The 18438-nt window shown below is 65.1% G+C and carries 18 protein-coding genes; 6 read left to right on the forward strand and 12 right to left on the reverse strand.

The genetic code is table 11. The annotated features are described in order from the left end of the window. Window positions 1-202: 202 nt before the first annotated feature. Window positions 203-1567 carry an adenylosuccinate synthase gene (locus NED97_RS05550; protein ID WP_252489729.1) on the forward strand — a complete coding sequence of 455 codons (1365 nt, stop codon included), beginning with the start codon at window positions 203-205 and terminating at the stop codon, window positions 1565-1567. Between the two features lie 16 nt (window positions 1568-1583). Here NED97_RS05550 and NED97_RS05555 read toward each other — a convergent pair whose 3' ends face one another. Further along, a complete protein-coding gene (locus NED97_RS05555; RefSeq protein ID WP_252489730.1) occupies window positions 1584-3662 on the reverse strand; it encodes a hypothetical protein in 2079 nt (692 codons plus the stop codon). Further along, window positions 3659-5224 carry a sensor histidine kinase gene (locus tag NED97_RS05560; RefSeq protein WP_252489731.1) on the reverse strand — a complete coding sequence of 522 codons (1566 nt, stop codon included), beginning with the start codon at window positions 5222-5224 and terminating at the stop codon, window positions 3659-3661. Before NED97_RS05560 ends, NED97_RS05555 begins: the two co-directional genes overlap by 4 nt. Window positions 5225-5477: 253 nt before the next feature. On the opposite strand from NED97_RS05560, the gene NED97_RS05565 reads away from it, so the two are divergent. Both NED97_RS05565 and NED97_RS05570 read left to right on the forward strand, forming a co-directional pair. Then, window positions 5478-5672 (forward strand): methytransferase partner Trm112, encoded by a 195-nt coding sequence (locus NED97_RS05565; RefSeq protein WP_252489732.1) that lies wholly within the window; start codon window positions 5478-5480, stop codon window positions 5670-5672. A gap of 19 nt (window positions 5673-5691) precedes the next feature. Then, the gene (locus NED97_RS05570) at window positions 5692-6279 is read left to right on the forward strand and encodes a DUF7524 family protein (RefSeq protein WP_252489733.1); all 588 of its coding nucleotides are present in this window, start codon (window positions 5692-5694) and stop codon (window positions 6277-6279) included. Between the two features lie 25 nt (window positions 6280-6304). Here the strand turns inward: NED97_RS05570 and NED97_RS05575 are convergent, their stop codons facing one another. The 5 genes from NED97_RS05575 to NED97_RS05595 all read right to left on the reverse strand — a co-directional run bounded on the left by NED97_RS05575 (window position 6305) and on the right by NED97_RS05595 (window position 10347). Beyond that, entirely contained in the window at window positions 6305-7453 is a 1149-nt protein-coding gene (locus tag NED97_RS05575; protein ID WP_252490575.1) for a DR2241 family protein, read from the reverse strand. Next, entirely contained in the window at window positions 7450-8358 is a 909-nt protein-coding gene (locus NED97_RS05580; RefSeq protein ID WP_252489734.1) for a CbiX/SirB N-terminal domain-containing protein, read from the reverse strand. The genes NED97_RS05575 and NED97_RS05580 overlap by 4 nt, the downstream gene beginning before the upstream one ends. A gap of 443 nt (window positions 8359-8801) precedes the next feature. Next, a complete protein-coding gene (locus NED97_RS05585) occupies window positions 8802-9164 on the reverse strand; it encodes a HalOD1 output domain-containing protein (protein WP_252489735.1) in 363 nt (120 codons plus the stop codon). Next, window positions 9148-9597, reverse strand: coding sequence for a DUF7344 domain-containing protein (locus NED97_RS05590; RefSeq protein ID WP_252489736.1), 450 nt, complete (start codon window positions 9595-9597; stop codon window positions 9148-9150). The genes NED97_RS05585 and NED97_RS05590 overlap by 17 nt, the downstream gene beginning before the upstream one ends. A 399-nt stretch (window positions 9598-9996) precedes the next feature. Beyond that, the gene (locus NED97_RS05595; protein ID WP_252489737.1) at window positions 9997-10347 is read right to left on the reverse strand and encodes a BsuPI-related putative proteinase inhibitor; all 351 of its coding nucleotides are present in this window, start codon (window positions 10345-10347) and stop codon (window positions 9997-9999) included. 138 nt (window positions 10348-10485) lie between these two features. On the opposite strand from NED97_RS05595, the gene NED97_RS05600 reads away from it, so the two are divergent. The 3 genes from NED97_RS05600 (at window position 10486) to NED97_RS05610 (ending at window position 12333) form a co-directional block, all read left to right on the forward strand. Continuing rightward, window positions 10486-11079, forward strand: coding sequence for a class I SAM-dependent methyltransferase (locus NED97_RS05600; RefSeq protein WP_252489738.1), 594 nt, complete (start codon window positions 10486-10488; stop codon window positions 11077-11079). A 50-nt stretch (window positions 11080-11129) separates the two neighbouring features. Further along, window positions 11130-11882 (forward strand): DUF2797 domain-containing protein, encoded by a 753-nt coding sequence (locus NED97_RS05605; RefSeq protein ID WP_252489739.1) that lies wholly within the window; start codon window positions 11130-11132, stop codon window positions 11880-11882. A gap of 76 nt (window positions 11883-11958) precedes the next feature. Beyond that, a complete protein-coding gene (locus NED97_RS05610) occupies window positions 11959-12333 on the forward strand; it encodes a hypothetical protein (protein WP_252489740.1) in 375 nt (124 codons plus the stop codon). 414 nt (window positions 12334-12747) lie between these two features. Here NED97_RS05610 and NED97_RS05615 read toward each other — a convergent pair whose 3' ends face one another. The 5 genes from NED97_RS05615 to NED97_RS05635 form a co-directional block, all read right to left on the reverse strand. Beyond that, window positions 12748-12924: a hypothetical protein gene (locus tag NED97_RS05615; protein ID WP_252489741.1), complete on the reverse strand. Its 177-nt coding sequence runs from the start codon at window positions 12922-12924 to the stop codon at window positions 12748-12750. Further along, the gene (locus NED97_RS05620; protein WP_252489742.1) at window positions 12897-13739 is read right to left on the reverse strand and encodes a phosphatase PAP2 family protein; all 843 of its coding nucleotides are present in this window, start codon (window positions 13737-13739) and stop codon (window positions 12897-12899) included. The genes NED97_RS05615 and NED97_RS05620 overlap by 28 nt, the downstream gene beginning before the upstream one ends. Beyond that, the gene (locus NED97_RS05625) at window positions 13740-15500 is read right to left on the reverse strand and encodes an ABC transporter substrate-binding protein (RefSeq protein ID WP_252489743.1); all 1761 of its coding nucleotides are present in this window, start codon (window positions 15498-15500) and stop codon (window positions 13740-13742) included. Window positions 15501-15564: 64 nt separating this feature from the next. Next, on the reverse strand, window positions 15565-16419 hold the full coding sequence (locus tag NED97_RS05630; protein WP_252490576.1) for a phosphatase PAP2 family protein: 855 nt from the start codon (window positions 16417-16419) through the stop codon (window positions 15565-15567). A gap of 7 nt (window positions 16420-16426) precedes the next feature. Continuing rightward, on the reverse strand, window positions 16427-18361 hold the full coding sequence (locus tag NED97_RS05635; protein WP_252489744.1) for an ABC transporter substrate-binding protein: 1935 nt from the start codon (window positions 18359-18361) through the stop codon (window positions 16427-16429). Window positions 18362-18438 lie beyond the last annotated feature (77 nt).

Genomic DNA, 18438 nt, shown 5'->3' on the forward strand with positions numbered 1-18438 from the left:
CCGCTGATGGGTCAATCGTTCCGTAGCGATAGCGCGTGTCGGTCGGCGGCGTCCACCGGTCTCGCTGCACGGAAGTGGTCTCGTCGTCGCCCATAACGCCGAGGTGACGGGGGATGGTGTTCACGTTCGTGAGTATTCGGCGGTGGATTTCCCCCGTCATACCGTAATCTGTTTATCGGCTGGGCAAGAATCCGCCGCTGTTATGACCGTCACAATCGTCGGGTCGCAACTCGGCGACGAAGGCAAGGGTGGCGTCGTCGACCTCTACGGCGACGCCGCCGACGTCGTCGCCCGGTATCAGGGTGGCGACAACGCAGGACATACCGTCGTTCACGACGGCGAGAAGTACAAACTGTCGCTCGTTCCGTCCGGTGCCGTCCGGGGCAAGGTCGGCGTGCTCGGCAACGGCTGCGTCGTCAACCCGGAGACGCTGTTCGAGGAAATCGACACCCTTCACGACAAAGGACTCGACCCCGACGTTCGCGTGGCCGAGCGCGCACACGTGATCCTCCCGTACCACCGCGTCCTCGACGGTATCGAGGAAGACGAGAAGGAGGATCTCGCGGCCGGGACGACCAAGCGCGGCATCGGTCCGACCTACGAGGACAAGGCCGGCCGTCGCGGCATCCGGGTCGGCGACCTGCTCGACCCCGACGTCCTCCGCGAACGCCTCGAGTACGTCATCCCCCAGAAGAAGGCTCTCGCCGAGGACGTCTTCGGGAAGGAGACCGGCGAGGAGTTCGACATCGACCACCTCTACGAAACCTATCGGGAGTACGGGGAGCGACTCGCCGAGGAAGAGATGACCGTCGACTGCGGGACCTTCCTGCAGGAACAGATCGACGGCGGCGACAACGTCATGCTCGAGGGCGCGCAGGGCACCTCGATCGACATCGATCACGGCATCTACCCCTACGTCACCTCCTCGAACCCGACCGCCGGCGGCGCGACCGTCGGCACGGGGCTCGGCCCGACCGTCGTCGGGCAGGGCGAGGTCATCGGCATCGTCAAGGCCTACCTCTCGCGGGTCGGAACGGGGCCGCTCCCGACCGAACTCGGCGGCGTCGAGGGACAGACGCCGGAATACGATCCCGAGGCGAACGCAGATGCGGACGAGGAGGAACTCGCGACGTACATCCGCGACGAGGGTGGCGAGTACGGAACCGTAACCGGCCGCCCCCGGCGGGTCGGCTGGCTCGACATGCCGATGCTGCGCCACGCCGCGCGCGCGAACGGCTTCACCGGACTCGCGATCAACCACATCGACGTGCTCGCCGGCCTCGAGGAGGTAAAGGTCGGTCACAGCTACGAGCTCGAAGGCGAGACGGTGTACACGATGCCGCCGACGACCGAGAAGTGGGGCGACTGTGAGGCGACGTTCGAGCGCTTCGACGGCTGGCCCGAGGTCGACTGGGCCGACGTCGCTGCCGAGGGGTACGAGGCGATCCCCGAGAACGCTCGGACCTACCTCGAGTACGTCGCCGACGAACTCGAAGCGTCGATCTACGCGGTCGGCGTCGGACCCGGCCGCGAGGAAACCGTCGTCGTCGAAAACCCCTACGAGTAGTCGAACCCCTCGACCGCTACGAGACGGGGTAAACCAGCTGTTTCCGTTCGTCCATCCAGTAAAACCGACCGTCGTAGAAGATCGGCCGATTGCTGAACGAGAGGTACCTGTTGAGTTCGTCCGGTGAAACGTCGAACGCGATCGGCGTCGAAGTCAGGTGTTTCGCGTCCGACCAGTCCTGCAGCCAGTAGGCACCGACCGGATCGACCGGGAACGGCACGACCGTCACCTCTACGCTTCCATTTCCAGTCGACTGTAACACGTGTACCGACGAGGGCTGCCATTTCGCCACGAACCGATGGGTTCCATCACCGACGACGAGACCCCGTCCGTCTTCTCCGCAGACGGCGCACGTGTGTGCGGCGGCCAGAGACTGCCCGCTTAGCACCAGTTTCCCGATCGTCGTCGAGACCGCCGGAGGCGACTCTTCCGGGGTCGACTCCGATTCGGTTCTCACGACGCCGGCGATGCTCCCCGACTCGACCAGTCCGACGCCGGCCGCTCGAGAGTCCGGCGCATCGAGCTGGAACAGCTGTACGTCGTTCTCGCGAAGGTCGGCGGAGTCGAGTACTCCGTCCTGACACACCAATCCGCCGTCCTCGCAGCGCCCGACGTAGTGGAGGAAGTCGCCGCCGCTTCGGAACGCGGCGGCGAGTTCGTCGCACGTCGGGGCGTCGAGTCGGCGGACCGTCGTCGAGGAGGGAACGGACCGTCCCACGTACTGTTCGGCGACTGCACGCCGGTCGGCGTCCCGTTCCCCGGCAAAGACGACGATGACGGTTCGTCCAACCCGGTTCTGCTCGAGATGCGCCAGCCGATTCTCGTAGGCTCGCCGTAGCGCCGAGAAGCCCGGGGCGTCTTCGACGTCTCCGAGGGTGCCCCGAGCCGTCCGACACCGACTTAGCTCGGTGACCGGGGTCGACTCGGGTTCAGGTGCGGGGCGCGTGGTGCTCTCGGGGTCGAATGCGCGTTCCGGAGGCAGCACGATCGCAGCGAGGTCGTAGAGCAGATGTGGGAGCGAGGTCACGTTCGAGACCGACGGTTCGACGGTCATCACGTACGGCCACTCCGGCAGGACGTCGTCGATGGGATCCGTGGGGAACTCCAGATAGGCCGCCAGACGCTCGGCGGCCGTCCCGTCCGCGCAGTGATCGAGGTCGACGCCGGCGGCCTCGAGACGCTCGAACTCGTGGGTCGTCGGGCTGCCCGGATCGTTCCAGGAGGCCATCTGGTCCAGAAAGAACACCCGACGAAGGAGGTCCGGTGCGGCCCGCTCGAACTGTGCCAACCCGTCGAACTCGTAGTGAAGATCGACCGACGGCGCGCGGAGGAGCGGCGCAGTCGCGTCGGTCGGACGCAGGCGTGCTCCCAGGTAGTACGCGAGCGGCGCGCCGAGAAAGAGCGCTGCCAGCCGATCCGGGACGAGCAGTTCGATCCCGGTTTCCGGCGTTTGCTCCGCGACCGGTTCCGGGACGCGGGTTTCCTCACCGAGGGTGAGCAACGGTGGGTGGCCGCGGTAGTTTCGGTGGACGCGATCCGCCGTCGTCGTCTCGATCGTCGCCGAGAGGTGTGAGAGCCCCGTGGCGATACCTTCGGTCGTCGGCTCGACGGTCACCTCGTGTCGTGGGTAATCGACGGGTGACTTGAAACCGAACGTCACCGGCGTCGGTTGCGGAAACGATATCTCCAGACGCTCCCCGGGGCGGTTCGAGACCGTTGCCGCACCGTCGAACCGGAGGCGAACGAAAAGCGTCGTATCGAACCGGAAGAAGTACTCCCCCTCTGGAAGCGTTACTCGTTCGTCCTCGAACGCCGCCAGGACGCAGTCCGCGCGGTCCGCCGTCTCCGCGGCGTCGGTATCGGCCGACTGCTCGTCGAGTCGGGCGATATCGACCATGTTCCGAAAGTCGTAGCGGATCTCGGAAACCCGACCCGCGACGACGGCGTCGATCGGTTCGTCGAAGCCGTGTGGATCCGAGAGGCGATCCCAGCCGGTCAGATCGAACGCGATCGAGTTTCCGCCGATGTCGGTGGCCCGAAGCGACGTTCCTGTCACTTCGATCGAGACGGGATCCGCGTCGTTCGGGACCGTCATCGACGGCCCTCCGTCGCTTCACTGCCGGGCTCGGGCTCCATCTCTCTGGAGGGGCGCTCGGTAAACTCGAATCGAGCGCCGCCGGTCTCTCCCGTCCGTAGATCGGCCGTCCAGCCGTGCGCCTCGCTGATCTGGCGGACGATGGCGAGTCCGAGACCGGTGTTCTCCCCTTCGGTCGTGTAACCGGGCTCGAAGACGGCCTCGCGCTCGTCGGGTGGTATCCCCGGCCCGTCGTCGGCGACGGCGAACCCGTTCGGGAGCGACTCGACGCGGAGACGGATCTCCGAGCCGACGTGTTCGACGGCGTCCTGCTGAGCGTGCGAAACAGAGTTCGTCGAGCCGTGCTCGACGCTATTCCGAAAGAGGTTCTCGAAGAGCTGGAGCAGCCGACTCCGATCGGCTTCGATCGATCGATCAACGTCGACCTCGAGAATCGCGCGTTCTGTCGAAACGTTCTCCCACGCCTCGCGTGCGGTCGCCTCGACCGAGACGCGTTCGAACCCGTCGGTCTCGCCGTCACGCGCCAGCGTGAGAACGTCGTCGATGAGCCGGTCCATCCGGTCGTGTGCACGCTCGATCTTCTCGAGTTCCGTCGACGAGTGGCGGTCCATCGCGAGTTCGAGGTAGCCGTTCGCGACGTTCAACGGGTTCCGGAGGTCGTGACTGACGATGCTCGCAAACCGGTCGAGCCGCTCGTTCTTGCGCTCGAGTTCCCGCTCGCGATCTTTCAGCTCGGTCAGATCGGTGTAGATCAGATATCCACGGATCGTCTCGTCACCGGTGGCGACCGGAACGTTTCGCAGCAGGAAGGGGCGCGGACCGGTCGATGTCTCCCGAACGACCTCGATGTCGGTCTGTCGTCCCGCGTCCATCGCGTACCCGAGTTCCGGCTCGGTATCTTCGTCGTCGGGGACGAGTAGCGTCTCGAGTGGCTCGTTCACGACTTCGGTCGCCTCGCACCCGAAGGTCCGGATGAACGACGAGTTGACGGCGTCGACGAGTTGCGTCCCGTCCTCGATACGATACTGCAACGCCGCGTCGGGAACGTTTTCGAACAGTGCCGCGAACCGATCTCGCTGGCGTCCCAGTTCCTCCTCGTAGGTGATCCGAGCACGCACGTTCGTCACGATCGCTGCGAGCAACTCACCGAGCTGACGGTCGACTGCCGAGAACGCCTCGCACTCCCGTGAGTGAAGCTGTATGACGCCGTCGTGGCCGAACGGAATCGAGAGCACCGATCGGAAACACTCGCTTGCAGGGGCAGCCGCTGGCTCGGCTTCGAGATCGTCGACGACGAACGTTCGTCCCTCCTCGAGCGTCTTGCCGGCGATACCGTCGCCTGCGGCTAACGGGGCCGCAGGAACGAGTCGGTCGACGTTCACTGCCCTGGGTTCGAACTGCCCGTTTTCGGCCGTACAGATGATCGCGGTGTCGAACTCGATGAGGTCCTCGACGGCCACCACGGTGTGATCGTAGACGTCGTCGATAGTGTCGCAGGTGTCGAGGCCGGAGACGAGGCTCCCGACCGTATCGACGGTGTTCCGAAATCGATTCGATGGCATCGTTTATTCGTTCTTTCGTGACATACTGCGTACTGTAACTGTTTGTGAAATTCGCCGCGACCATCCGGCGAATCCATTACACAGCCGGCAGTATGCTACTGGAGTCTCTTCTGATAGATGCAACTGGAGCATAAAGATTCACCGGCTGTTGACTGTCAGTTCGAGACTGATCCTCCGTCGACGGGTCGGTCAGCGGCTCCGTTCGCGGAGTCGTTCCCGAAGCCTTTTGCTGGATGCGTCCGCCCGTAGTACTATGAAGGAGTCGCTGCTGGAGATCCTCTGCTGTCCACTCGACAAACACGATCTGGAACTCGATGACGCCGAATACGACGGCGACGAGGTCGTCGGCGGCGTTCTCGTCTGCACCGAGTGTGGCGAGCGATACCCGATCGAGGACGGGATCCCGAACCTGCTGCCGCCGGACATGCGCGAAGAATCACCCGCCTGAGTATCCACGCCATCGAACCGTGCCCAAGCCAACGGTCACCGTCCACGTCAACCGCGACTCACCGGAGCGGCTCGAGCCAGCCGTTGGTACGTTCGAAACCGACGAGTCGTTCACGCTGATTCTCGAGGGTCACGACTCGCCCGCACACGTTCACTGTCGACTCGACGGACCGCTCGATCGCGTGGCATCGCTCGTCGGATCCAACTACTACGTCGAGCCCGAAGCGCAGACGCCCGTGGCGATCGACGTGAACGCGGAGGGGATCGAGGAACCCGTCGAGGGAACGCTCGAGGTCCTGACCGGGTACGGCGCCGAGTCGGTGTCGATCGGGATCACCGTCGAACCAGCGCCGCCCGGCGTCGAAGTCGACGAGTCGCTCGCGAAGCCGAACCGGTCGCCGTCCGAGCCGTCCGCGCCGCCGCTGCTCGAGCGGCTCGAGGCCGCGAGCGGCGCTCAGTCGTCGACGATCGCGGTACTCGCGCTCGGTCTCGTCGCGGTCGCCATCGCGATGACGGCGGCCGCAACCATCGGCGGACCGATCGCGACGGCCGGGCTCACGGTCGTCGTTCTCGGATTCGTCGCCGCACTCGGCTTGCTGTTCCGGTAGTCTGGGAACCGCTCGTCCGCCGTGCTTACTCGCTGTTCTGTTCTGTCGCCTCGATCCCCCCCTCGTCGTCGAACCGTTTTGCCCGGAGGTACCGCGCCCGGTAGCGGTTCGCGCCGTCGTGAACGTCCGCTTCGCGGATCTCGTCGGTTCGCCCCTCCGCGACCGCGTCGATCAGCGCCGAGAGCTGGTTCAACTCGGTGGTCGTCAACTCGAGTTCGTACGTCCGCTCCTCCTCGGACTCGAGGATGGTCCACTTGCGCGCGGCGGCGACCACGAGCGAGCACGGCTCCCGGCAGGGGAACGGGCCGTCGCCGCCGTCGACGTCGAGCTCGTCGCCCTCCTCGTACTGCCACTCGCGGCGACGGAGACACTGCGAGTCGACGCAGCAGGCCTCGGCCATCCAGTCGACGGCCTCGCGGGGCAGTTCGTCGATCACGTCGTAGATGCCGCTCTGGCGCTCGGCGGTCTCGAGCCAGTGATCGACGTCGAGTTCGTCGCGCAGTTCGCGGTGCCAGTTGGCGACCGTCGCCGGGTAGAAGAACTCGACCGCGTCGACGAGTCCCCGGCCGGAGAGTCCCGTGAAAGCCCAGCCCGACCGCAGCGTCGGCGCCGTCTTCAGCGGCCGGTAGCGGCCGTCCTCGTCCTCGGTCGCTAGCGCTCGCGCGTCGCGCGGATCGTCGTAGACCTCGAGGTCTGCGAGGTCGCTCCCGGCGTCGTCGACGTGCCAGAGGTCGTAGACGCGCTCGCCGTTCGGTCGCTCGACGTCGACGAACCGTGTGGTGATACACAGCTGTCCCCACTCCCGGTCGATGCCGTCCGCGAGCGCGTCGTACCGTTCCGGGACGTCGAGCGTCGGTTCGTCCAGGGATCGGTGGTCGATCCGCTCGGCGTCGGCGATCGGCGCCCGTTCACACCACCGGAGGAAGGCCCGGCGCGCGGTCCCGTCGCCGCCGATCTCGTGCTGCCAGTACCGCCAGTTCGAGACGTACGCCTCGAGCGGCTCGAGCGCGTCGCGCAGCGCCGCCTCGTCGAGTCCGGTCCGGTCCGTCTCGGACGTCTCGAGCGCGTACTCGTCGTCCGCGCGCTCGAGTCGGAGCCCGTCGAACGCGACTTCGCCTTCTTCCGCCGCCGCAGCGAGCAGGGGCTCGAGATCCGCTGATTCCGCCACGGTCAGTCACCCGCTCCCGTGCCCGGTTCCGTCTCGCGCCGGACCTCGTCGGTTCCGACCGCCGTCGCCGCTCTGACTCGTTCGATCGCGTCGCCGAGATCCGCGCCGGCGTCGGCCGCCCGCTCGAGGATGACGTCGGCCATCAGCCCCTCGGTGCCGACGGCGCCGGCGTACCAGATCCGGTGGCCCTCGACTTCCGCGGGGACGTTCCACCCCAGTCGGTAGTCCTCGGTCAGTCCCACGTCCTCGGGGATGTCCTCCTGGGTGTGGTAGCCGTCGGCGATGAACAGCGGAACGACGACGATATCGTCCGTCTCGAAGAAGTCCGTAACGTCGTCGACCTCCGGCTCTTCGTCCATGAACAGGGCCTTCACCTCGTCGAACCGGTCCTGTTCGCGGATGCGCTCGGTGTGGTACTCGACCGCCTTCGCGGAGTTCTCGTTGCGCTCGGTGCCGTGGCCGACGACCGCCAGTCCGAACCCCTCGCCGACCTCGGGGTCCTCGGTGATGCTCTCGGCGCGCTGGACGATGACGTCCGTCATCGCGTCGTGAGTGCCGACCGGTCCGCAGTAGTGGATCGTCTTCCCGACGTCGGTCGCCTCGAGCGTTACTTGCGAGGCGTCGGTGCCGTCGGACTCCCACTTCTCGGGGTCCCAGTCCTCGAGTCGCAGTTCCCGCGGGATCACCTGCTCGGTGAAGTAGCCCTCGCTGATGAACAGCGGAACGACGAACACCTCGTCGGACTCGAGGGTGCGGATCACCTCGCGGAAGTGCGGTTCCTCCTTCCAGAACGCCTCGCGGACCTCGTCGAACGCGCCCGTCTCGCGGACGGTGTCCGCGTGGGCGTAGGTCGGATCCGAGGCGTCCGGATTCAGGTGCGATCCGTGCGCCGCGATGACCAGCGCTTGCATACGCGGCCGTTAGGAGGGGGACGGTTTAGGGACTTCGCTGGCGGCCCGCGTCGCCGACGGTCTGCATCGAACGGCACACCTCGCCGGTTCCCCAATCGATGGTAGCGCGGACTCGCTGTTCAGAGTGAAACTACTGTTACGTATCGGGAAGAAACGCATCGCGTTGTACTGATTTACTCCGTGCGGTGGCGCGTGCTGTCGACCGTCCGAGCGCGAGTGAGGACGGTCGACGACATCGTGCGAGGGATGAGTGAGTGAGCGAACGTGAACGAGCGAATCGGCTGGGGAGGGCGTGGCGATCCCGTGTTGCCACGATAGCAGAGCGTGTCATAGAACAGTTCGCATACCCTCTCTACGACTACCCGACGAACGGTAAGTACAGGGAGAACATTGAGCGGCCGAATGTCTGGCGTGCGAGGACGTAGTGGCTGCAGAGTGGCTTTCTACGACAGGTCTGCTTCGGTCGGCTCGTACACCTGAATCCACCCGTCGCTCCGGATTTCCACGAGGTAATTGGTGTACTGAAACTCGACAGTGCCGACACCCTGCCGAGAATCACCGGCTACGTCTGGCCCGAAGAACGCGTCTTCGAGGGCCGCCGCGTCTACGCACTTGTACAACGGTGGCGACTTCACCTCGGTCGGAGACACGCCATTACCCTCTGCGATTGCGTACACGATTGCGGTCGTGAGTTCTCCCCGTCCGTTGGGTTCGTAGTGGCGTTGTGCTACCTGTGACCAGTGCGTGTCGGCACCACTGGTGGGGTCGTCTCCGTCCATGATTCCTTCGTCAGTCTTCTTGCTCATCCATCTCACTCCGAGCGTGCGTTTCCTGATTAGCGTCGAGGCTGGCACCAATTCCTTCGAGAGCGGTCATGACCTGTTCGGCGTGTTCGGCGGTCGTAATCGTCTCGGTCGCCTCACCGAACGTAATCACGCCTTCATCCACCAACTTCGGGACGTGGGCGTGGTACAGCGAGACGTACACCCCTTCGTGATGGTTTTCCGTTACTTCGTGTTCGGGAACGTCGTTCTCCCACGCGGCGATTTTCGTCGCCAAGTCGCTTAGTGACCATTCGGTGTCTTCGAGAAGGGTGTAGCACAGGTAGCGCCGTCGGGGGTGCCCCAATGCCTCGTACACCGGTTCGATTTCCAAAATATCGACCGATGGCAGTTGGTTTTCCGATGACGCGGACGCGTCGGACGTTACTTCCTCACTCGGGTCAGGTTCGCCAGTCATAGATGAGCAAAACTACGAGGTGGTAAAACAGTTCCCCCAAACCAGACAGGAATCGGGGTTTAATGTCGTATACGACCGATTTGAGTTCTTATACGTTCCATTTACAACCCCTCGAACGAGTCGTAGTTTCCGACTTCTCTACTATTGATGGCACTGGGGGCGTGTGAGGACGTGTCGTCTTCGGAGTGACGTAACAACGCGCTCCTGATGGTACATACGCACATTGCACCTAACAGCACGTTCACTACAAATCCGCCGAAATCTACTACCGTGTGAATCGTTCTATGACACCCTAACGATAGCAGGGCACTTCGTTCAGTTACCCCCTTTCAAGCACGCTGTTCGGTACACACAGCGACATACGGAATCGACTCCTGAGTCCTGGACCACAACCGACTGCTACGGAACCGAGACGTCAGTCCGGGCTTCACAGATTGCCTCCTGGGCGTGCAACTCGGCTACCGCGGTGTACTCGCCCGACCGCGGGTCCTCCCACTCGGCCTCGTAGGTCGCTTCCTCGCCGGGTGCGATCCGCTCGGAGCTGATCATCTGGGCGAACATTCGACCGTCGGTGTAGCGCCAGACCTCCCGGCCCTCGTCCTCGACGACGAACTCCGCCTTGCAGGCGTCCGAGAACTGCAGTTCGACCGGCTCGGAGCCGGTGTTGGTGACGGTGAACGCGAACGTCACCGCGTCCGATCCCGGCGTCCCCGACGATACCGTCGCCTCGAGCGTCCCCTCGAGTGCCATGCACGGAGATTCGCGAGTGGAGCGTATAGTTCTTCGTCCGGAACGAATCGCGACGTTCCACCCGGCTGCCCGTCCACGATGGCGCGTCTCCGAACTGGAGATCAAAACCGTATCGTACGCTGACCGGGAGTAGTCGGCATGGACCGCTTCCGAAACACGCGCCAGCCCGACTGGGACTGGTGGGGCAAGCTCTGGCCGACGCCGGGTGCGACGCTTCGCCGACTCGGCGTCGATCGCGGGAGGACGCTCGCGGAGGTCGGTTCGGGCAACGGCTACTTCGCGCTCCCGGCCGCCCGGATCACCGAGCCGGGGCCGGTGTACGCCGTCGACCTCGACGAGTCGCTGCTCGCTGAACTCGAGGAACTCGCGGCCCAGCAAGAGATCGAGAACGTCCGGACGGTGCGCGGCGACGCCCGCGAACTCGACCGGATACTTCCCGAGCCGGTCGATACCGTCCTGCTGGCGAACGCGTTTCACGGCATCGACGACCGGGAGACGGTCCTCGAGGCCGCGTCCGCTTCGCTCCGGCCCGGCGGAACGTTCGTCGTCGTCAACTGGCGGGATCGTCCTCGAGCGGAGACGACCGTCGACGGCGAGCCCCGCGGCCCTCCGACCGACCTCCGTGTCGGGGTCGACGAGACGCGCGAGAGCGTTCTCGAGCGCACCGACCTCGCGTTCGAACGGGCGGTCGACCTCCTGCCGCACCACTACGGACTGGTGTTCGCGCGGTAGCGCCGCTCCGGAACAGTACGCATATTTGCGCTCGTCGCTAACTCCGCCGCGTGCAACTGGTCGGCTACGAACCGAGCGGACGGGGGTCGGCGCTGCTCCTGAGCGGCGGCGACGCGGTGGAGCGCCGCGCCCTCGAGTCCGGAGACACGCTCTCCTATTCGCTGGGTTCGCGCCACTGTGCCGGCGTTATCGACGACGGCAAGCACGTTTCCTGCGATCGTCCGGCCGCGCCCTACTGCGAGTACCACACGAGCACGTGGGTCTGTGCCCGCTGTACGGGCACCTGTCTGAAGGACGAGATGGACTGTTACGAGGAGCACGCCGTCTACATCTCCGCGTTCGCGCCGGACACGTTCAAGGTCGGCGTCACCAAGCACCGGCGCCTCGAGACGCGGCTCCGCGAGCAGGGCGCCGATCGAGCGGCCCACGTCCACACGGTCTCGAACGGCCGGATCGCCCGAGAACTCGAGAGCGAGATCGCCGAGTGGCTGGTCGACCGGGTCCGAACCGGGTCGAAGGTCGCGTCGCTTTCGAGCACCGTCGACGAACCGGCCTGGGAGAGGGTCCTCGAGCGGTTCGACGTCGTCGAGCGGTTCGACCTCGAGTACGGACTCGAACTCGACGCCCGTCCGGTTCGCGAGACGATCGCCTCGGGGACGGTCGTCGGCGTCAAGGGACGGCTGCTCGTCCTCGAGACCGGCGGCACGACTTACGCCGTCGACATGCGCGACCTCGTCGGCTACGACCTCGAGGAGGGGAGGACGGATCGGAGCCTCCAGTCCTCGCTCGGATCGTTCGGCTGAAACGAAACGCCGGATCGCTGCAGCGTAAAGTCGTGACATGGCAATCCTTTTCCCCGGTGATCGTGAACTCGGACCTATGACGGACGAAAACGAAGCAAACGGCGACAACGGCGACAACGGCGACGGTGAAGAGAAATCGTTCCGTGAGCGGGTCGAGGAGATCCGCGAAAAGCGAGCCGAAGAGGGCGAAGGCGAGGGCGAGCCGCCGGAGAGTCCGTTCGGCGGTGGCGGCGGCGGTCCCGGCGGCATGGGCGGCGGTGGCGGCAACCCGTTCGCGCAGATGATGGGCGGCATGATGGGCGGCGGCCCCGGCGGTCCCGGCGGACCGGGCGGCCGCGGCCAGGAGGAGAGCAACGAGGAACTCGTCCGCGAAGTCCGACAGCTTCGCGACGAGATGCGCGATCAGACCCGCGCGATCAAGCGCATCGCCGACGCGCTCGAGGACAACTAACGCACATCCTTCGTTTTTTGCCGCTCGCTCTCAGTCTGCGAGCGGCGCGCACACCTGCCGGAATCGATCGACCGAGCGGTCGACCCCGATCGACGTTCGCCGCTCGAGACAGCGCTCCGCGAACGGGGCCGACTCGTCGAGGACGCGCTCGATCGCGTCTGCAAACGCCGCCGGGCGACCCGGCGGGTGATGCAGCCCGATTTCGCCGACGGGACGAGCACGAGGTCGGCGCGGTCGTAGAACCGGCGTACGGGCGTGGACGACGTCGACGCGGGGGAGGGTCCGCGGAACGCGCGGCCGGCCGAGTCGGAACCCGCCGTAGAACGGAAACCCGATACTCGAGACGGGATGGTCCCCGTCACCCGGTTCCTACCCCGTCGCGCCGGGAAAGACGACGTCCATCCGACCGCCGCGTCACACCCACCGATCGCGCCAGGTTCGGACGGTGTAGGCGACGCCGTTGACGGTCGCCAGGTAGGTGTCGGTAAGGGCGGCGACCCGCTCGAGCGTTCCCCCGAACGGTCTCCGCCGTCGCGTAAATGCGTCGGCTCGAGAAGTGGCGCTTACTGCCGACGAATCGAGGGCACCCACCGCTCGAGGTTCACTCGCTCAGAGAGCGACCAGCGGCCGACGAGCACCCGCGAGAGTTCGACGCAGACGTACGCGAGGACGATCCCGGCGAGGACGTCGATCGCCCAGTGGATCCCCAGGTACATCGTCGAGATGGCGACGCTGATCGCCAGCAGGCCTGCGACGGGATACCAGCGCGGGTAGACGTCCCGCGTCCGGTAGGCGAGGATGCCGACGGTGGCCGCGAGCGAGGTGTGTAGCGACGGGAAGACGTTCGTGTTGCGGTTGACCTGGCGGGTGAGGTGCTGGTACTTCGGGTACGTGTCGTACATGAGCGCCTCGACGAGTTCGGGCATTACGTTGCGCGGTCCGTAGGCGATGACGAAGACGTACAGCACCAGCCCGAGCGTGTAGTTGAGCGTGTACGCCGTCAGCAGCTCTCGCAGCGGTCGGGTGTTCGACAGCGCGAAGTAGGCGACGACGGGGAAGACGAGCAGGAAGACGTAGCCGTAGATGTAGATGAAGGAGAAGTACGCCGTCACCGCTGGCGTCGCCTGGGACTGGAGCCAGAGGATGAACTGACCTTCGATCTCGTAAATCGGCCCCGTGAGGTTCCAGCCGATCATCCACGAGAAATCGGGGACGAAGTGTCTGGCTGCGCTGTTGCCGAGCAACACGGTCGCGAGAAGCAGGGTGATCGGCGCGGCCGCGCGCAGTCGGTCTTTCCACTCGAAGCGGGTCTCCCGAAGCCGGTAGCGACCGACGAAGAGGACGATTCCGGCGAGCGTCATGAGGGTGATGACGACGACCAACTGAACAAGTACCTGGGCCAGCATTCAGCGTCTCACCCGGAGGGTTCCGTCGCCGTACCGGAAGCCAGCGTCCTCGAACGCCTCCCTGGCGGCGCCGACGTCCAGGTCACCGTCGGATCCGAGAAACGGCGTGACCGGATCCTCGCCGTTCCAAGCGAGGTCGTCGGGCGTCCACTCGTCGGTCACGGGGGTCGCGGTCGGATCGGCGTAGCCGTGGAACACGTCCTCGACCAGCCAGGCCTTGTCGATCAGGCCGGCGACGGCCCGGCGGAACCGCGGATTGCCGAACGGTGCCCGTCGCGCGTTGAACCCGACGTGGTAGAACGTCCACGAGGCTGACTCGAGCACCGCCACGTCGTCCTCCGCCTCGATATCGTCGAGGACGTACGTCTCGAGGGTCGAACTCGTGACGTCCGCGTCGTCCGTGGAGACGAGCTGAATCGCCGACGTGCTCCGCGGATCGATCTGGATCCGGAGCTCCTCGACGGTCGGCGCCGGGAGGTCGACGTCGTCCCGGAGCGTGAAGTGATCCTCGTAGCGCTCGAGCGTGAGGTGTTCGCGCTCGGTTCGGCTCCCGAAGCGGAACGGGCCGCTACCGATCGGCGGGACGTTATCCGTGGTGATCGCCTCGGTCGCACCCTGTGCGACGCGAACGCCGGGGACGTCCGCCTGGATCGCCCGCTCCGACCAGACGTGCTCGGGGAGAACCGGTACCGTCAGCGCGCGCTCGGCGACGGCCTCGCCCGTCTCGACGGCGAGTTCGAGTTCGTGGTCGCCCTGCACGTTTACCTCCTCGACGGCCGCCGCCAGTCCCCGATACTGGGGTGGCGGCGACGGGCTCTCGCCGCTGCCGAGTTCAGTGTCCTGCAGGAGCCGGTAGGTAAAGTCGACGTCGGCGGCGGTGAGCCGTTCACCGTCGTGGAAGGAGCAGTCCTCGCGAAGCCGCACCTGAAGCGTTCCGTCGTCCCACTCGACGGACTCGGCGAGCCAGGGCTCGAGTTCGCCGTCGCGTTCGGTCGCCAGCGAGTCGTACAGCAGATCGATAACAGGGTCGTGATCGCGGTACTCGGCCGTGAGCGGATTGATGTTCTGTGACGGACGCGCGTCCAGGTGGACGGCGCGCAGCCGCTCGGTGTCCCCGCGCGTCTCGAGACCGAGATAGCCGAGTCGGGTCGCCAGGTGTCCTCGCTTCCAGCCGTCGAAGCGGTCGGTCCTGACCATCCGGTGTTCCTCGGGGACGCAGATCGGCACGAACGGCTGCTCGCGAGCGACCTCTTCGAGCAGGTCATCGACGGCCGCCTCGCGGTCGTCGCCGCCCGTCCGCCGCTGTTCCTCGAGCAACTCGTCGATCCGCAAGTTCGTGAAGCCGAAGGGGTTCTGCCAGCCGGACTCGTCGGCGTACAGCGAGTGCAACGCCTCGTAGAGGAAGTCCGGATCGGTTCCGCCCGGATGCTGGCCGACGTAGAGGTCGAAGTCGTGGTTGATCAGGACCGCCCGCAGGAACTCCTCGTTCGAGCGCATCTCGATCGAGACGTCGACCCCGACGGCTTCGAGGACGGCGGCGACCTCTCGTGCTATCTGGATGCTCTCTCGGTCACCGTCGGCGGGGACGGTCGTGATCGTGAGCGAGAGCTGTTCGACGTCGTCCCGGTTGACGACGGTCCGAACCTGTCGAACGCAGCCGCTGGTTGCGACGGTCAGCCCGGCCGCTCCGGCGAGGACGGCGCGTCGGCTGGTGGCGCGTTCGGCGGCCGTCTCGCTCGAAGCGGCTTCTCGCTCGCTCATTCGGTGGATACCTTCAGTTCATCTGTGGCGATATAACAGTATTACGCTGTAGAGCGCTGCGTCGTTACTCGCCGTTACGGCGTCGCTCGGCCAGCCGATGTCTCGCGGACTCGTACAGTTCCGTGAGCGACCAGCGGCCGACGAGACGGTCCGAGAGAACGACACAGGTCGTCGCGAGCACGAGGCCGGCGGCGACGTCGACCCCCCAGTGGATGCCGAGGTACATCGTCGAGATGGCGACGCTGATCGCGAGCACGACCGCGACGGGGAACCAGTTCGGATAGCTCGAGCGCGTCGTGTAGGCGAACATCGCGACGGTAGCCGCGAGCGAGGTGTGTAGCGACGGGAAGACGTTCGTATTCTGGTTGACCTCCCGCGTGAGGTGCTGGTACTCGGGACTGTTGTCGTACAGCATCGTCACCTCCAGCACCTCGGGCATTACGTTTCGCGGGCCGTAGGCGATGACCAGCAGGTAGAGGCTGAGCCCGATGACGTAGTTGAGCGAGTACGCGGTCAGCAGTTGCCGGAAGATCCGGGTATCCGAGAGCACGAAGTACGCGATGACCGGAAAGACGAGCATGAACGTGTAGCCGTAGATGTAGATCGCCGAGAAGTACATCGTTAGCTCGTCGGTCGCGATCGACTGGAAGACCAGGACGAACTCTCCCTCGAAGCGGTAGAACGTCTCGGTCATGTGGTAGCCGATCTCGTCGGAGATGGCCGCCGCTCGCCAGCGTATAACCCTGTTGATCACCAGCACGATAGCCAGGAGAACGATCGCCGGCCCGGACACGCGGATCCGGGTAGGCCACGTTGCTTTCGTCTCGAGCAGTCGCTCGCGGCCGACGAAGAGGGGAATCGAGATCAGGAGTGCGAGTGCAACGACGACGACGAGCTGCGTCAATACCTCGGTAAGTATCGTCGCCTCAGGTATCATCGTTCCTGAGAAGCCGTCCCTGATCGTCGTACCGGAACTCGGTCGCGAAGGCGTCCCGCGCCGCGTCGACGTCGAGTTCGCCGTCGGATCCGAAGAACGGCGTCACCGGATCCTCGTCGTCTTCGTCCATCGCGAGCGCATCGGGAACCCACTCGTCGGACAACGGAACCGCGACGGGCTCTGCGTGATTGCCGAACACGTCCTCGATGATCCACGACTTGTCGAGCAACCGGGAGACGAGGTGTCGAACGCTGGAGTCACTGAACGCCTCAGTCCGGGTGTTGAACCCCACGTGGTAGAACATTCGCGACTGCCGTGGTCCGATCCACCTCGTTTCGGACGCCTCGTCGCCGTCGAGCCACTCCTCGTCGCCCTCGAGTCTGCCCTTGAGCGCGTGCGTACTGAGCATCGAGGCCGTAACGTCTGCGCCGTCGTTTGCGACGCGCTCGACCGCGGTGCTACCGGGGTCGATCCCGAACTTGATCGACTCGACGTCGGCGTCGGGAAGGTCGTCGTCGTCCCGCGTGAAGTGGTCCTCGAAGCGCTCGAGCGTGAGCGATTCGCGCGGGCTGTTGTCCTGGAAGCGGAACGGACCGCTGCCGGTAGCCGGGATGTTGCTCATCGTGACGAGTCCCCACTTTCCCTGCGGAGCGTCCGCGCTCTCGGTGCGGGAGTCGACCTGATTCTTCCAGAGGTGTTTCGGGAGGATCGGAACGGTCAGCGCACGCCTGGCGACGGACTCGATATTGGTCGCCACGTCGATTCGGAGCTCGTAGGAGTCGTCCTCGAGAAAGTCCTCGACGACGATGTCCGTGCTCGGATCGTCGATCATCGAGGTCTGACTTCGGTACCGCGGTGCAGGAGAGGGGGTGTCGGCTTCGCCGTACGAGGTGTCCGCGAGGAACTCGTAGGTGAACGCGACGTCCTCGGCGGTCACGTATCTGTCCGTCTCCTCGTCCTCGTCGTCGTCGTGGAACGGACACTCCTCTCGGAGCTTGATGTGGAGACTGCCGTCGTCCCACTCGACGGACTCGGCGAGCCAGGGCACGAGTTCGCCGTCGCGTTCGGTCAGCAGCGAGTCGTACAGCAGGTTGACGATCGTTCCTCGATCCCGAATCGTCGCCGAGAGCGGATTCAGGTTGCGCGTCGCCCGCGTGTCCGTGATGAGCGCGCGCAACCGGTCGACGCCGGGCTCCGGGTCGAGGTTGAGAAACCCGTGTCGCGTCGGAAGGTATCCGTCGCTCGCTCCGTCGTCCTCGTCGTTCGCGTCCCAGGTGCCGAAGTGTTCAGTCCGGGCGACCCGGTATTCTTCGGGAAAGCATATGGGGTCGAACGGCTTCTCCTCGACCAACTCCGCGAGCAGGTCGGCGATGACGGCTTTGCGATCGTCGTCGGTGTCCGCCCGGCGCTGCTCCTCGAGTAATTCGTCCATAGACGACCCCCCAGGCGGGGTCTCGGACAGGTTCTTGGACGGAGACGGGTTCTCAAACAGGATCTCGGGCTGGGTCTCGTCGAACCCGAAGGGGTTCTGCCAGCCGGACTCGTCGGCGTACTTGGAGTGGAGGGCACCGTAGAGGAAGTCCGGATCGAAGCCACCTGGGTGGCGACCGACGTAGAGGTCGAAATCGTGGTCGATCAGGATCGTCTCCAGGAACTCGGAGGGCGACCGCATGTCGATGGAGACGTCGGCGCCGACGGCCTCGAGGTTGGCCTCGAGATGGCGGGCGATCCGTACGGCTTCTCTGTCGCTGTCTGCGGGGACCGTCGTGATGGAGAGGGCAAGGCGGTCTGTGACATCCTGGCCGACAACGCTTCCAACGCGGTCGATACAGCCGCTGGTCAGGAGGGCGAGACCGGACGCACCTGCGGCTAAAACGGATCGGCGACTCGCGTTGTCACCAGAATTAGTTGGCTTACGATTCATTCCGTTCTGGTAGATCGGTTCGTCACTGGTATATAACAAGTTTGTGTTCTATGCTCGGCAATATATCGATAAATAAA

Origin of the sequence: Natronococcus sp. CG52, assembly GCF_023913515.1 — an archaeon.
GTDB classification, from domain to species: Archaea; Halobacteriota; Halobacteria; order Halobacteriales; family Natrialbaceae; genus Natronococcus; species Natronococcus zhouii.

Excerpts from the sequence above, each read along its gene's own strand:
- NED97_RS05600 (WP_252489738.1), top strand. The coding sequence starts at position 10,486 with ATGGACCGCTTCCGAAACACGCGCCAGCCCGACTGGGACTGGTGGGGC.
- NED97_RS05620 (WP_252489742.1), bottom strand. The coding sequence starts at position 13,739 with ATGCTGGCCCAGGTACTTGTTCAGTTGGTCGTCGTCATCACCCTCATG.
- NED97_RS05590 (WP_252489736.1), bottom strand. The coding sequence starts at position 9,597 with ATGACTGGCGAACCTGACCCGAGTGAGGAAGTAACGTCCGACGCGTCC.
- NED97_RS05550 (WP_252489729.1), top strand. The coding sequence starts at position 203 with ATGACCGTCACAATCGTCGGGTCGCAACTCGGCGACGAAGGCAAGGGT.
- NED97_RS05595 (WP_252489737.1), bottom strand. The coding sequence starts at position 10,347 with ATGGCACTCGAGGGGACGCTCGAGGCGACGGTATCGTCGGGGACGCCG.
- NED97_RS05555 (WP_252489730.1), bottom strand. The coding sequence starts at position 3,662 with ATGACGGTCCCGAACGACGCGGATCCCGTCTCGATCGAAGTGACAGGA.
- NED97_RS05585 (WP_252489735.1), bottom strand. The coding sequence starts at position 9,164 with ATGAGCAAGAAGACTGACGAAGGAATCATGGACGGAGACGACCCCACC.
- NED97_RS05565 (WP_252489732.1), top strand. The coding sequence starts at position 5,478 with ATGAAGGAGTCGCTGCTGGAGATCCTCTGCTGTCCACTCGACAAACAC.
- NED97_RS05625 (WP_252489743.1), bottom strand. The coding sequence starts at position 15,500 with ATGAGCGAGCGAGAAGCCGCTTCGAGCGAGACGGCCGCCGAACGCGCC.
- NED97_RS05635 (WP_252489744.1), bottom strand. The coding sequence starts at position 18,361 with ATGAATCGTAAGCCAACTAATTCTGGTGACAACGCGAGTCGCCGATCC.
- NED97_RS05580 (WP_252489734.1), bottom strand. The coding sequence starts at position 8,358 with ATGCAAGCGCTGGTCATCGCGGCGCACGGATCGCACCTGAATCCGGAC.
- NED97_RS05560 (WP_252489731.1), bottom strand. The coding sequence starts at position 5,224 with ATGCCATCGAATCGATTTCGGAACACCGTCGATACGGTCGGGAGCCTC.
- NED97_RS05610 (WP_252489740.1), top strand. The coding sequence starts at position 11,959 with ATGACGGACGAAAACGAAGCAAACGGCGACAACGGCGACAACGGCGAC.